At 31.7% G+C, this 14457-nt stretch carries 11 protein-coding genes and 2 pseudogenes; 5 read left to right on the plus strand and 8 right to left on the minus strand.

What is annotated here, in order from left to right; translation table 11 throughout:
• The 5 genes and pseudogenes from QM536_06935 (at position 1) to QM536_06955 (ending at position 4724) form a co-directional block, all read left to right on the plus strand.
• Positions 1–242, plus strand: a pseudogene (locus QM536_06935) (IS5/IS1182 family transposase).
• Between the two features lie 490 nt (positions 243–732).
• Positions 733–2289 carry a serine hydrolase domain-containing protein gene (locus tag QM536_06940; GenBank protein MDI9356738.1) on the plus strand — a complete coding sequence of 519 codons (1557 nt, stop codon included), beginning with the start codon at positions 733–735 and terminating at the stop codon, positions 2287–2289.
• 88 nt (positions 2290–2377) lie between these two features.
• Positions 2378–3130: an acyl-CoA desaturase gene (locus QM536_06945; protein ID MDI9356739.1), complete on the plus strand. Its 753-nt coding sequence runs from the start codon at positions 2378–2380 to the stop codon at positions 3128–3130.
• 175 nt (positions 3131–3305) lie between these two features.
• Positions 3306–3842 (plus strand): biliverdin-producing heme oxygenase, encoded by a 537-nt coding sequence (locus QM536_06950; protein MDI9356740.1) that lies wholly within the window; start codon positions 3306–3308, stop codon positions 3840–3842.
• A 147-nt stretch (positions 3843–3989) separates the two neighbouring features.
• The gene (locus QM536_06955; protein ID MDI9356741.1) at positions 3990–4724 is read left to right on the plus strand and encodes a hypothetical protein; all 735 of its coding nucleotides are present in this window, start codon (positions 3990–3992) and stop codon (positions 4722–4724) included.
• A gap of 4 nt (positions 4725–4728) precedes the next feature.
• On the opposite strand, the gene QM536_06960 is transcribed toward QM536_06955, so the two are convergent.
• The 8 genes and pseudogenes from QM536_06960 to QM536_06995 all read right to left on the minus strand — a co-directional run bounded on the left by QM536_06960 (position 4729) and on the right by QM536_06995 (position 14250).
• Positions 4729–6024: a DUF2130 domain-containing protein gene (locus QM536_06960; GenBank protein MDI9356742.1), complete on the minus strand. Its 1296-nt coding sequence runs from the start codon at positions 6022–6024 to the stop codon at positions 4729–4731.
• A 10-nt stretch (positions 6025–6034) separates the two neighbouring features.
• Positions 6035–6940, minus strand: a complete 906-nt coding sequence (locus tag QM536_06965) for a ParB/RepB/Spo0J family partition protein (GenBank protein MDI9356743.1) — start codon at positions 6938–6940, stop codon at positions 6035–6037.
• A gap of 2 nt (positions 6941–6942) precedes the next feature.
• Positions 6943–7728 (minus strand): AAA family ATPase, encoded by a 786-nt coding sequence (locus tag QM536_06970; GenBank protein MDI9356744.1) that lies wholly within the window; start codon positions 7726–7728, stop codon positions 6943–6945.
• A 37-nt stretch (positions 7729–7765) separates the two neighbouring features.
• Positions 7766–8332, minus strand: coding sequence for a hypothetical protein (locus QM536_06975; GenBank protein MDI9356745.1), 567 nt, complete (start codon positions 8330–8332; stop codon positions 7766–7768).
• 143 nt (positions 8333–8475) lie between these two features.
• Positions 8476–9804, minus strand: coding sequence for a serine hydrolase (locus QM536_06980; GenBank protein MDI9356746.1), 1329 nt, complete (start codon positions 9802–9804; stop codon positions 8476–8478).
• 406 nt (positions 9805–10210) lie between these two features.
• Positions 10211–10915, minus strand: a pseudogene (locus tag QM536_06985) (IS1 family transposase).
• A 290-nt stretch (positions 10916–11205) separates the two neighbouring features.
• Positions 11206–12450 (minus strand): hypothetical protein, encoded by a 1245-nt coding sequence (locus tag QM536_06990; GenBank protein MDI9356747.1) that lies wholly within the window; start codon positions 12448–12450, stop codon positions 11206–11208.
• A gap of 24 nt (positions 12451–12474) precedes the next feature.
• The gene (locus QM536_06995) at positions 12475–14250 is read right to left on the minus strand and encodes an ABC transporter ATP-binding protein (GenBank protein MDI9356748.1); all 1776 of its coding nucleotides are present in this window, start codon (positions 14248–14250) and stop codon (positions 12475–12477) included.
• Positions 14251–14457: the final 207 nt, after the last annotated feature.

The raw sequence follows: 14457 nt of genomic DNA on the forward strand, positions 1-14457 counted from the left end.
GGATGTTTAGAAATGAGTTAACAAAAACTGGTTTAGTGGAGAATATATTTAATGAATTTAAAAAATTTTTAGAAGGTAAAAATTTAATATTTAATGAGGATAAAATAATTGATGCAAGTTTTACAATAGCACCAAGGCAAAGGAATACAAAGGAAGAGAACGAAATAATAAAAGATGGAAAAGGAGATGAACTATGGAATGATAATAAACATAAAAAATGCCATAAGGATATAGATGCAAGATAGACAAAGAAAAATGATGAAACATTGTATGGGTATAAAAATCATGCAAAAGTATTTAAAAAAAGATAATCTTAATTTTTTATGTCATTATTCTTTCTTTTTACCATTATTTATATTAAAATAAAATAAATTATTTATTCATATATGAAGATTCTATAGGTTTTTTCTTTCTAAAAATGAAGAAAGCGGTTGAGGCAAGTACCATTGTTACACCCAAAAAAATTGTACTTGTAATAATTTGTTTGTTTACCAAAAAAGGATTTAATACGTTTAAAAAAAGGGTTCATATTTAATATAATGGTTATGTAAAAAGATTAATAATTCAAGTTTTTTTATAAAAAATCAATAGTTATGAGGTTATTAATACTTTTATTATTTAATTACCGTTGCATCGCTAAAATATTATATTTTAATTATTTTATCAAAATAATGGCATATTCTCAAAAATAACTAATTTTTTTAATAAATAGAACATAATTACAACATAAATATGGCACAATTATATAAACAACTACTCGTAATAACTACTATACTATTCACCCAATGCTCTTCTCCAAAAGAAGAAAAAAATAACAACAATATTCTTGAGAATTTGAATAGGTCACAAAAAAAAGAAGCAGATTATCTTTTATTTACCGAAGATTCTCTCAAAAAAGAAAAAACACAAAAATACACATCCATTATAGATAGTATTTTTTCAAAATATAGCCGCCTCAAGCATATACCAGGAATAAGCTACGCCATTGTAGTAGATACAGAAATAATTCATAAACAATCCTACGGATACGCAAATGTAGAAAAAAAAATAAAAACAAATTCTCAAACACGCTTTAGAATCGCCTCTATGACAAAAAGCTTTACCGCTATGGGAATCATATCCCTCCAAGAAAAAAAAAAACTCCGAATACACGACCCCGCATGGTGGTATTCGCCTACTCTACAAAACATAAGCTACCCCACAGATGATTCTCCCGAAATAACCTTATTTCATCTCCTTACTATGACAGCGGGATTCCCTGAGGATAACCCATGGGGAGATAGACAATTAGCAGATACAGACGAAGAACTCCTTCATTTGAACCTATCTTTTTCCCATGAACCAGGGACCTCCTATGAATACAGCAACGTAGGATATGCACTTTTAGGGCAGATTATTAAAAATGTTTCTGCACAAACATATTCTGAGTATATAACTAAAACAATACTAAACCCTCTGGGTATGAAAGAAAGCGTATGGGATTATAGAACCATAGACGAAAACATACTCGCTATGGGATATAGATGGGAAAATAACACTTGGAAAAAAGAACCCCTGCTACCCGACGGATCTTACAATTCTATGGGAGGACTTATATGCTCTACCGATGATTTTTGTAAATACATATCTTTTCTTCTTTCCGCAAATCCTCCCCGAAATGCACCCGATACGCTCCCTATATCACGCAGCGGTTTAAGAGAAATGCAACGAATATGGATTGTGCGAGATAAAGTAAAAAAAAATACGACCGTCGGATATGGATTTGGATTCCGATGCACTTATGATGAAAAAGGTATTTTAAAAATAGGACACGGAGGTGGATTACCAGGTTTTGGAAGCTCTTTTTTATTCTTGCCCGAATATGGAATAGGAATAGTTGCCTTATCCAATCTTACTTATGCCGATATGGGAACTCCCGTAACAAAAGCAATAGATACCATTCTCTCCCTCACAAATATTTCCCCACGCACATTAATCCCCAATAAAACACTCCTGCAAACACAACAATATATTATAAAAAACATTCCCGACATGCAAGATACTACTCTCTTTGCAGATAATTTTTTTAAAGACGAAAGTTGGGAAAGCCGAAAAAAAAACATACAAAACATCAGAAATATTGCAGGAAAGATACAAAGCATACACACTCTCATCCCCGAAAATGCTCTCCGAGGAAGCTTTACACTCTCCTGTGAAAAAAAAGATATAGAAATATATTTTACACTATCACCCGAAAAACCAACAAAAATACAATATTTGAAATTAACCACCAAAGAAAAACAAAAATAATTCACTGTTTTTTGTCACAAAAAACATACTTCAGTGTCTTATATATACTTTAATTAATTAACTTACTTTTAAAAACTTAAAACTCTCAATGACAGTAATAGTTCCATTTTTTATATTACACTGGTATCTATCCTTATTCTTTCAAACATTTTTCCTACATAGATATTCCTCACATAGATCTTTTACTATGAGTGCTGGAATGGAAAAATTATTTTATATTTTGACTTGGATATTTCAGGGATCTAATTATTTAAGCCCATTCGGATACGGGGTAATGCACCGAATGCATCACGCCTTTGCGGATACAGAAAAAGATCCCCACTCTCCTAAATATGACGATAACATATTTGCAATGATGTGGAAAACAAAAACGATATATTCCAGCATAGCAAATGGAAAATTTATAGCGGAGCCACGATTTACAGAAGGAGTCCCTCGTTGGAATGCCTTTGATAAGTTTGCAAGGTCTTGGGTTTCCCGAGTTATGTGGGGAACAATGTATGTTCTTGTGTATTACATCTATGCAGATGCTCTATGGCTTTGGGCATTATTACCATTACAATTTTTTCTTTCCCCCATACACGGAGCTATTATAAATTGGTTCGCTCATAAATATGGATATAGAAATTTTGAAGTAGGTGACACCTCAAGAAACTTCTTACCCGTAGATTTTCTGATGATGGGAGAAAGTTATCATAATAACCACCATAAATATGCCTCACGCTCTAACTTTGGAGGAATTAGATGGCACGAGTTTGACCCCACTTACCAAGTCATTAAGTTACTTCATAGATTAGGGGTAATACAAATAAAGCAAGAAAAAGTAAATACTCTATTTTAAATAAATAGTAAATTAAACAGATTAATAACATGAGTGGTTTGCAAATGTCTTGAAATCAAATTTGAAACGTTGACTGTTTAGAAAGATGTTTCAAAAGAGTTTTTGAGCAAAAGATTATATTCCACTTGTATATTTCTCTTACTACCTATTCATTATCTATTAAAAATAAAAAAAAATGATCATACCATTAAAAGAAGCAACAAATGAAAAACATAAACAAGCGGAAAAAATGCCATTTAATATCCGGATGTTTAAGGGATTGTTAACGAAAAAGGAATACTTACTCTACTTAGAGCAACAAAAACAAATTTTTTCAGAAATTGAAAATAAAGGATTGCCTCACGAAAGCTTGGCAAGAACGACAAATATTGAAACTGATATAGAAGAACTCATAAAACAAGGTTTTGATTCGTCGGCTGTTTTATCAAGCACCAATAATTATAGGGAATATCTACGTTCTTTGTCATACGAAGAGGTTTTACCACATATTTATTTAAATTACTTAGCTATAATGTTTGGTGGGCAATTAATTAAAAAAAAAGTTCCTTCAATCGGTATGATGTATGATTTTAATAATATGCAAGAGGCGGCTCAATCAATACGTATTATTCAAAAGGATGAATGGGCAAATGAGGTCAATAAAGGATTTGATTATATCATAAATATTTTTGAAGAATTAGAAAACTATTGTCTTAAGAATTTTAGAAATTAAACGAGAGTATTAGTTCACCCCGGAAAGTGAGTATATTTATAAAACACTAAGAGAGCGTTGAACAAGACAGTCTTTTCGTTTGGTTGTTTATAGAAAAATTAGAATAGTTACGATAATGAAATATTCATTGATGAAAAAATGAAGAATATGAATAATTTATCTTTAAGAAAAACAATACTCTTTTTTACTACTTGCTGGACATATGTTTTTGTTGCTTTTTCGCAAGAAAATGATGTTCCAGATTACTATAATGAGTATATTATAGGGGCAACGACAAATACCAATAGTGACTTATTCGGAGGAATATTTTTTCAATATGGGAGGCATCAAAGAACAAAAGTGTATGAATCGTATATATTAGAGTTTGTAGATGTAAAACATCCGAGAGAGTATAAAGTTTCTGTTGCAGGAAATAGTTCTTCTTCTCGGATATGGGGAAAAAAGAACTATCTTACCTCTGTACGACTTCAGTATAGAAGAGAAAAACATCTTTTTAAGAAAGCGTACCAACAAGGGGTTCAGCTTTCATTTGTTTATGGAGGAGGATTGAGTATAGGAGTGATTTCACCGTATAATGTTCGTATTTCAACGGGCATTGGCTATATTTCTGTTCCGTTTGATCCGGATATACATACTTCTAGGGATATTGTGGGGGATGAAACACGTTTTTATGGATTGGGAAGTAGTTCTGTGGCTCTTGGTTTCCATGCAAAAACAGGACTTGCTTTTGAATTTGGGGCTTTTAAAAATAGTATAGTAGGAATAGAAGTAAGTTTAGTGGCAGAAGCATTTACAAAAAGAATAGTCCTTGTCCCGGCAGATGAAAATACATTCGTTTTCTTTTCTCCGTCTTTTTCTTTTTTTCTTGGGTTTAGAAACTAATTTTTTAAGAAAGGAACTGTTCGTTATATTCTACGCCTGCTTGGTCTGGTTCTATCTCTAATAAGCGGACAGGCTGTATTGCGTTACCTGCAATTCCTTTTATAGAGTTATACATAAAGTTTGTATTGAGAATTACTTTTTGGATTTGTTTTTCTCTTTTTTTCCACATTCCTTGCATTGCTCTTTTTTCTGTTTCTAAATCGGATTGCATCTGTGTGAATCCTTCTACAATTGCTTCTATTTGGAGACGAAATTCGTTTCCTGTAAGGAAGCTGTAGAGCATGTTCATTTTTTCTCCTTTATTTTCTTCGGAAGACACCGCATCACTTATCTGTATAATAGTTTCTCTTAATGCCAAGCAAAGTCCTTTAAATTCTTCGTAAGAGCATATCCAAATACCGTCTCGCATCCCCATTCTTTGCATATCTGATGGAAAAGAATCGGTTATTAGTACACCTACCGTATGTGGCATTTGTATTGCTTTTTCTCGTATGTCATTTTTAAATTTTTCTATCCATTCTTTGTTAAAGTTTTTTGTTCTTTTGCTTTCGTAGTATATTGCGCCGCAGTTTTGTTTTGTGCGAGTATGGACTATTTGTAAACAATCCGCACCTCTATCTCCTTTTTTTATTTCTTGTATAGTGTCGAATGGAAAATGTGAAATGAGCCATTCTTGGATAGCAAGTTCTTGTACTTCTCCTTGCAATTGCATAGAACCTTGCTCTTGCTTTCGTTTCATTTCATCGGTAAGTTTTTTTTGATCTTCTAATTGTTTTTGTAGTTCTCGGAATTTTAATTCATTTTTTTCTTCTACTATTTTTTGTATTTTTTCTTTTTCTTCTATAAGTTTTTTCTGGAAAGATCTTTCTGATTCTAATTTTATGGCTTCTCTTAATTCATTTTTTTCTCTTTCTAAGATAAGTATTTTTGTTTTAGCAGAGTTGAGTTCTCTTACCTGTTCTGATTTTTCTCCGAGTGCTTTTTGAAGGAGTGCTATTTGTTCTGAGTTTTCTCTTTGATACTTAGTTTTTATTTCTTTTTCTAATTCTATTTTTGCGTCTGATTTAGCGGTTTCTAATCTTTGTCGAAAGATTTCATTTTCATTTTCTTTTTTTTTTTTAAACTCTTCTTGTTCTTCTAAAAATTTTTTATCTCTCTCTTCTTTTTTTTTTTGTTCTTCCTGAATACGTAGGTTAAATTCTCTCTTATATTTTTCTTCTAAATTATGAGAGAGAGCATTTTGAACATCTATTTCTGTGTTGCAATTAGGACATTGAATTTTTGTTGCATTTGTATTCATTGTATATAATTTAGTTGTCTATATTGAGTATTTCTAATATCCTATTCAAATCCTCTTGCGAATAAAAAGGTATTTTTATTTCTCCTTTATGTTTTTCATCTGCTTTGATGATAATTTTCGATCCAAAGTGAGAGGAAAGAGTATTTTGCCATTTTCTTATTTCAGGCGATAACATAGAATGTGTTGTTTCTTTTTGAGGATTATTTTTTTCTTTTTTAAATTCAGAAATAGACCTTACTATCTCTTCTACATTTCTCACCGAGAGGTCTTCTTTTACAATTCTGTGGAATATATTTAATTGGAGGTCTGCATTTTCTACAGAAACAATACTCCTTGCGTGTCCCATAGATATTGTATTATCTCGGAGAGCGGCTTGAATATCGGGAGGTAATTTGAGTAATCTCAGGTAGTTAGTGACAGTGGCTCTGTTTTTCCCGACCCGTTCTCCTAATTCTTCTTGTTTTAAGTTACATTCTGTTATGAGTCGTTGGTAAGAAAGAGCTATTTCTATAGAGTTCAGATTTTCTCGTTGTATATTTTCAATGAGTGCCATTTCTAACATTTCTTGGTCGTTAGCACTTCTTATATATGCAGGTATTTTGGTTAATCCCGCAATTTTAGATGCTTGCACTCTTCTTTCACCTGATATAATTTGATAAGAGGTATCGGAAATCTTTCTCACCGTTATGGGCTGTATAATACCATGCACCTTTATAGATTCTGAAAGTTCCTGTAATGCATCTTTATTGAAGTCCTTTCGGGGTTGGTATGGATTTGTTTCTAAAAATTGAATGTCTATTTCGTTAATAGATACAATTGATTGAACATGCTCTACAGGGGTAGGATTATCTGATAAAAGAGCGCTTAATCCTCTTCCTAATCCTGTTTTTTTTTTTGATGGTATTATTTCTGACATATTTATTTTGGTTTATTAATCGGTAGTTCATTTCTTTGCAGTATTTCTTTTGCAAGGTTGAGATAACTTTTTGCTCCAGGACTTTCTGATTCGTGTAAAATAACAGGTACCCCGTAGCTCGGTGCCTCGCTTAATTTTGTATTTCTCGGGATAATGGTTTTTAACTTCAAAGATTTGAAGTGATTTGCTACATCTTCTACTACTTGCTTGGAAAGATTTACCCGAGGATCATACATAGTAAGAAGTATTCCTTCTATTTCTAAATGCGGATTTAGACGGGATTGTATTATTTTAATGGTAGATAATAGTTTGCCAACACCTTCTAATGCAAAATATTCACACTGCACGGGAACTAAAACAGAATCGCATGCTACTAAAGCATTTACAGTAACTATTCCCAAAGAAGGCGAACAATCTATGAGTATAAAATCATACTCATTTTTTAATGGTTCTATACTTTTTTTCATTCGCATATCTCTTTCTTCCATTTCTACCATATCTACTTCTGCACCTACGAGGTCTATATTAGAAGGAAATAGAAATAAATTCTCTATTTCTGTTGGTATTATAGCTTCTCTCGCACTACGAGAATGAATCATACATTCATACATAGTTAGTTTTGTGGTCCTTGGGTCTTTTCCCAAACCAGAGGTGCTATTTGCCTGTGGATCTATATCTACGAGCAATGTTTTATAACCAAGTATTGCTAAACTGGCACTCAGGTTTATGGCAGTAGTTGTTTTACCAACCCCTCCTTTTTGATTTGTTATAGATATTATTTTTCCCATTTGATTTATTATTGTATGAGTATCTGTTTAGGTAATTTTAATGAATAACTTGAAAATGTTCTCCTCTGTATTTGAGCAAAGTAATCTTGAGTTTTTTGGATTGGGATGGGACATCTTGCTCAAAACTCATCGCAGCGAGGACTGGAATAATCTCATATTTTTGGAACCTTGTCTCTACTGCTTGAAAGGTAGGAATTGTTTTTTCTATTAATTTTATCATGTCTTCTTTTGTTCCTCGGTGTTTGATTTCTATGATGCAGATGTATTTTTTATTGAACAAGATGGCATCTATTTCCGCTAATTTTTTTCCGTTTTCAGAGGAAACAACTACATAGTTTCTTGCCATTTCATAGTATTTTATATCATCTATTTCCATAGTTTTTTCAATGGAGTTAAGAAAAAGCTCTTCCGTAGAGGATCCTATATTACCCCCTAAAGATCGGACAGCAGAAACAGCTTTCGCTACTTCTTCTTCTAATCTATCTAGATTTTTACTTGTTCTCTCCCATCTCTTGTCGTTTTCTGCTTTTGTCTTCTCATTTTCTATTCGTAACCTCTCTGTTTCTTTCTTTAATTCCCAGTATTCTTCTTCAGATGGTAGCATTTTTTTATTTTTTAGTATGTATATATTATAATTGGATATGCAAAAACCCAAAATACATATTTTTTGTTTATTAAAAAATAACATTACAAATATACTCAATAAATATCTAAAGAGTATATTATAATAAAATGCTGTATGCTTTTTTATTGATAATCATACATAAACCGAAATTCCCACAAATCAGGTTTTCTTTTTTTCTTCCTCTGTAATTCATACTCATAAAGCAATTGCCCTATGTTCTTCATAAAAGGAAAACCAATAGCAGAGTACTCATATTTTCCATCATTAAATATCCCATCACTATTGGTATGTATCACAGCAGATAATAAAAACTCCACTTGTCGATCAAAATCAACTATATATGCGTTATCTATTAAATAACCATAGGCATCTCCTACTTTATTGAATATACGTATGTTATGTGGTATCTTTTTTGTACCCTCCCCGAAAAGCAGAAACTTACAATAGGAATCATACAAAGAACTATCTTTATAATACGGAGGAAAATACGTTTCATGTGGATATTGAGACATATATTGCAACACAAAATGACGGTCTTCCTCTGATATATTGAATGTCCTATAAGACGCAACCGCCTTCGGAAACAGCAATGCCTTCAAAACCTCCTGCTGATCCTCCAACGGATATGAATTTTTGTAAGTAAAATCAAATGGTGCCATCACTAACTCACCATTTCTATTTATATATCCTCTCCCTTTTAGAATGGTATCTCGCCGAAAGAAAGGAGTCACATTCTCACCCATTTCCTGCCTATAAATAACCTTATTGGTATCTCCCGAATCTATAAAACGTATTGCCTCTGTATACCTATTCTCGTCCAAAGAGAGTGGACGCTCTAACCTATGCAAGAAAGAAACACGATACCCTTTTTTCTGCAATCGCCTATTGATTTCCCGTTGCCCCATAAACTCATATAATCGATTATAAGCATCGTTATCACTCACAATAAGTATCTTTTTTGAATAATGAGCGACAGAAGGGTAGCCATCCTCCGATGTCGTATCTTTATGAACAGACAATTGCCCTGAATAAACACTATCACTCAGCATCCGAGTATATTTATTCAAGCCCGCTATTCCCAATTCATGCAACTTCTCTAATGACAATAAAACCAAAGGGAGTTTTACCGTAGATGCGGGGTAAAAATACATATTCCTATCCATGTTATACGAAAACGACTTGAAATGCGGAATATTCTGCTCATCTCTATTTATTTGAGTATACAGAATTTGTATTTCAAAAACGTCTTTTTTTGCCAATAAAGAATCAAACTGAGAGGGCTTTGTTAACATTAAGTTTCTCAAAAAATCTGTATCCTCCACAGGATACCTATTACAAGAAAATAAAGAAACAACGACCAAAAACAAAATATCCATACCTAATCGTTTTAGAACCATAGTATAATACCTATAAGAGATTGCCCTCGTCCCAAAGAGTAACTTTTGATACATTTGTAATTTTGTCATTATATATAAGTATTATATTATTCATAATAAGCAATAACATGTCTATAAAAGAAATTTTTTACAATGAATCCCAATATACAATAAAAAATAATATCCCTTTCTATTTCTTTTTTCATAAAAATAAAAAAACTATCTTGTATATAATTTTTTTCCAAAAGAATTTATTCTATTGCTTCCCATACATTTTCAAAATACTTAAAATGAGTGCCGATGGAAATTATAATTCACCATTAACACTGAGAATAAGGCTCTCACCTTGTGCAAACATTATCTTCAAAAAGTGTATTCACATGTAAAAGGGAAAGGTATAAAATTGTATTGTATGGTTGCGTAAGGGGGGATTTTATGCAAATACTAAATTATTAGGTGGTGATTCAAAAAGTATGATAGATTAAATAAAGCCCCAATTAATATAAAAAATTGCTAAACAAAAGGCTTTCATGTGATTAAACATTTTTTTTGAAAAACAACAAGTTTTTCTAACAGATCGTCTCATTCCATGTCTGAATCTACAATTATTTCCTTCTATACCTACGGTGTATTTTTTGCTAATAACATTATTATCATTACAAAATGCTTTTTTAAATGCATCCCAATCATCTGAGTACATCGTGCCGAAACTAATTCCTAGTTCGGCAATTCTGCATCTCAATTTTTTTGCAGTTTTGCCGTCTCGTTTACCCCAGACCCACGCAACAATTTCGTCACTTTCTCTATGGTAGCAGTAAATAAGCTATTGTTTTTTTCTTTGCTTCCCACATAAGTCCAAAACTCATCAACCTCCAAATAATCATAATGTTGCTGTTTAGGTCTTATTATTTTTTCTGACTTGACTCAAGCATTAAGAACGGTCCCTATGCTAATACCCTCTATTTCTGCTATATATCGTACTTCTACATTTCTTACAAGCGTGATCACTATTTTTATGATATAAGTATGAATGACAACCTTGATAGGTCAAGGCATGATCGCCTATAAATTGCCTTCCACAGTCCTTACATAAATAATTTTGAACGCCATACGCTTTGATTCCATTTTTTACTATATTTGTCCCTGTACAATGAGGAAATTTTAGTGTAATTTCTATTTTTAACATGATGCAATATTACACTAAATTCCTTATTGTATCATACTTTTTGTATCACTACCAAAAATAGATATGCAATTGAACATTTTGCCGAACTTAACAAACAACTCGAGGAAAACGGAATAAAACAAAAGTATTTATTCAATTTTTTAAGTCCATCAAATTACAGTTATTACTTTACATATTTGTGTGACGGAAAACTTCTAAAAGGTAAATATATAAGTGAGTTGGGACCTTACTGAGACCTAATCACAGATTATTGGAAACAAGCACATTATAAATTATACAGAAATAATTTATTATTTGAATCCAAACAGTACAGGAAAAACAAAAACAACAATTATACACCATACAGTATAAAAAGGCAAAAATACCGCAATACTTCGTTCCACATTTTCTATCTGTTTTTTATTGTTTATCGTTTGAAAGAGCTTATAAGATACCATAAGAATATGTGCCAAAATAAGAATATTTTCTCCTAACACCGCGATTCTATTAGGAGTAATTCCCCATTCTGAAATCCTCAATACAATGGCTGATAGAGCAATTCCATTCACTATCACTGTTACCAAAGAAAGCCCAAACAAAAGTATTATTTCTATGTTATTACTATAATTACGAGAAGTTTCGGAGATAGAAAAAAGAATAAGTGCCATAACTCCTATTAAAAGCACATTAAATACTAATAAAAACTCTCTCTCTTTATAAGGGTCTTTCCCCGTGATAATAATACTAAACACATACACTACCAGTGTTAAAAACACAAACGGAGTAAATACTTTTGCTATTACAGGAGAAACTTTATTTACTAATTGAGGGTTGGTTTGCACAAGATGTGTTCCGATTATAGGAGCAGAAGCAAGACCGAACACTATTACATATTGAAAATAGAAGTCATCTATTTTTATATCAATATATAAAAACAATAAAAAAGTTATACGGGCTACTATAAAACCTGTAATCATTATAATGGTTATCATAATTGCTAAGTCTCCATTATATCTCAGAAATTCTAAACGCTTTTTGTAGTCTTTATATTCTTTTCCTAAAAAGGAAAAACCTACTAAAGACCATAAAAATAACGGAAGATGCATACAAGCAAGAGTAAGAGTATCGCTTATCTTATTATCAGGGAGAATATTTATAAAAAAAACAGAAATAACAACGGATATACTATGGATAAGCATGTTGGTATTCCACTTTTGTTGTTTCCAAATAAAATATGCCATCAACAAAGGAAAAGTTATAAATCCTATATTCCTTTGATAAAAATATTCTTCTTCTATTCCTATGAGCTTGGGCAATTTTGCTAAAAGACCTGCCAATAAACAACTTATTATTACAAACATACATTCTTTTCTACTCCCCCAAGAAATACTCTCTTTCTTAAAACAGATACGTTCATGCCAAACTTGTGCTATTGGGTTTCCTTTTATTTCATCATATATTAGATGAAATTCTTTTCTAAACAATGCTTTGTTTGTTTGATACAATTGCTCTAAAACAGCAGGATTATGTATGTTATTTTTAATGGATTCTTTCATTATTGAATTTGTTGTTTGTTTACATTAAGATTCTTTTACTTGTTTATCGTAGAGTTGCTTGTAAAACCCTTCTTTTTTTATAAGCATATCATGGGTTCCTTGTTCTTGAATCATTCCATTTTCTATAACAATAATGCTATCTGCCATTTTTGCGGAAGAAACCCTGTGGGAAATAATGATAGTGGTCTTATTTTTCATTATTTTTTGGAGAGCAAGTAAAATATTATGTTCGGTTTTTGTATCTATAGCCGAAAGAGCATCGTCTAATATGAGTATTTTAGGATTTCTTATAATGGCTCTTGCTAAAGAGAGTCGTTGTTTTTGCCCACCAGACAAGGTAATACCCCTCTCACCTACAAATGTTTCAAATTGCTGTGGAAATCTTTGAACGTTCTCAAATAAGTCCGCATTTTTAGATGCCTCTATAATATCCTCATCGCTCACAGATTCTGAACCAAAGGCAATATTATTTTTTATAGTATCTGAAAAAAGAAAAACATCCTGAGGAACATACCCTATGTAACTTCTAAAATGAGGAATATTATATGCTTTCAGTGGGGTATCATCTAAATAAATAGATCCTTCTTTCACATCAAATATTCTTAAGATAAGATTAGCAATAGTGGATTTACCGGAGCCTGTTGAACCTACTATTGCTAAGGATTTACCTGGCTCTATGGTAAAATTTATATTGCGAAGAACTACATTTTCAGAATTGGGATAGGTAAAATCTACATTTCTAAACTCTATTTTTCCTCTTATCGATTCTTTTTTATTTTCCAAAGAAATAATATCTGTTTTTATTTTCAAAAACTCATTGATTCTCTTCTGGGAAGCACTCGCTCTTTGAATAATACTACTCGTCCAGCCCAACATCGTTACAGGCCATGTCAGCATAAATACATATATCACAAACTCCGCTATAACTCCAATAGTAATATTTCCTTTCATTACTTCTAAAGCCCCTACGTACACAGAAAAAATAGTGCTTAACCCTATCAAAAAGAATATTACAGGAAAAAAAAGAGAATTGATAAAGTTTAAACCCATAGATTCTTTCTTATAAATATCATTTTCTTTCTCAAAACTTTCATAAAAACTCCTTTCTCTTGCAAATGATTTCAATATCCTTATCCCCGAAAAGGATTCTTGAACAAAAGTAGAAAGGTCAGATAACTTTTTTTGTATCCTGCCTGATTTTTTTTCTATAAGATTATTGACGTAATAAATACAAAGAGAAAGCACGGGAAGAGGTAACAAGGAATATACGGTAAGAACAGGGCTAATAACATACATAATCGGAACTACTAGTACAAAAAGAGAGATAAGATTGATACCATACATAATCGCCGGACCTATATACATCCTCACTTTTCCTACGTCTTCGGATATTCTTGACATCAGGTCACCCGTATTATTTTGATGAAAGAAACTTATCGGAAGAGATTGATAATGATGAAAAATATCGTTCTTCATATCATATTCTATGTGTCGAGACATCACAATTATCGTCTGCCTCATCGCAAACAAAAAAATGCCTCGCATAATTGCCATCACTAAGATAAAAATACCATAGATAAAAATACTATTGACCAATAAAGAATAGGTCGCTTCATTAGTAGTATCTCCAGAAAAGGTCTTATATAATAATATCCCACTCTCCACAATATCAAAGGACTGCTTTACAATATATGCAGGTATGATTGCAAAGATATTGGACAATATAATAAACCCTATTCCTAATAAAAATAACCATTTATACCGAAAAAAATAACCATTTAATGCCACCAACTCCTTCATAATACGTTCTAATAATGTTAATTGTAAATATTAATTGTAAATTATTTGCCTATTCTCACAAGAACAAACAACAGAAAACTATTAAAACCAAAGATAGAAAAGTATTTATAGGTGGGTTCTAAAAATTGTTTTTAGGTTTTAATTTTTTAAAAATATAAAAACCCATTTTATATATTTAAAAAGTCAAAACAAAAGTACATATTTCAT

The sequence above is a fragment of the Chitinophagaceae bacterium genome, from assembly GCA_030053935.1.
Lineage (GTDB): Bacteria > Bacteroidota > Bacteroidia > Cytophagales > JASGCU01 > JASGCU01.

Coding starts and splice junctions, on each gene's coding strand:
- QM536_06945 (MDI9356739.1), top strand. CDS start 2,378: ATGACAGTAATAGTTCCATTTTTTATATTACACTGGTATCTATCCTTA.
- QM536_06965 (MDI9356743.1), bottom strand. CDS start 6,940: ATGTCAGAAATAATACCATCAAAAAAAAAAACAGGATTAGGAAGAGGA.
- QM536_06940 (MDI9356738.1), top strand. CDS start 733: ATGGCACAATTATATAAACAACTACTCGTAATAACTACTATACTATTC.
- QM536_06980 (MDI9356746.1), bottom strand. CDS start 9,804: ATGTATCAAAAGTTACTCTTTGGGACGAGGGCAATCTCTTATAGGTAT.
- QM536_06970 (MDI9356744.1), bottom strand. CDS start 7,728: ATGGGAAAAATAATATCTATAACAAATCAAAAAGGAGGGGTTGGTAAA.
- QM536_06950 (MDI9356740.1), top strand. CDS start 3,306: ATGATCATACCATTAAAAGAAGCAACAAATGAAAAACATAAACAAGCG.
- QM536_06960 (MDI9356742.1), bottom strand. CDS start 6,024: ATGAATACAAATGCAACAAAAATTCAATGTCCTAATTGCAACACAGAA.
- QM536_06955 (MDI9356741.1), top strand. CDS start 3,990: ATGAATAATTTATCTTTAAGAAAAACAATACTCTTTTTTACTACTTGC.
- QM536_06990 (MDI9356747.1), bottom strand. CDS start 12,450: ATGAAAGAATCCATTAAAAATAACATACATAATCCTGCTGTTTTAGAG.
- QM536_06975 (MDI9356745.1), bottom strand. CDS start 8,332: ATGCTACCATCTGAAGAAGAATACTGGGAATTAAAGAAAGAAACAGAG.
- QM536_06995 (MDI9356748.1), bottom strand. CDS start 14,250: ATGAAGGAGTTGGTGGCATTAAATGGTTATTTTTTTCGGTATAAATGG.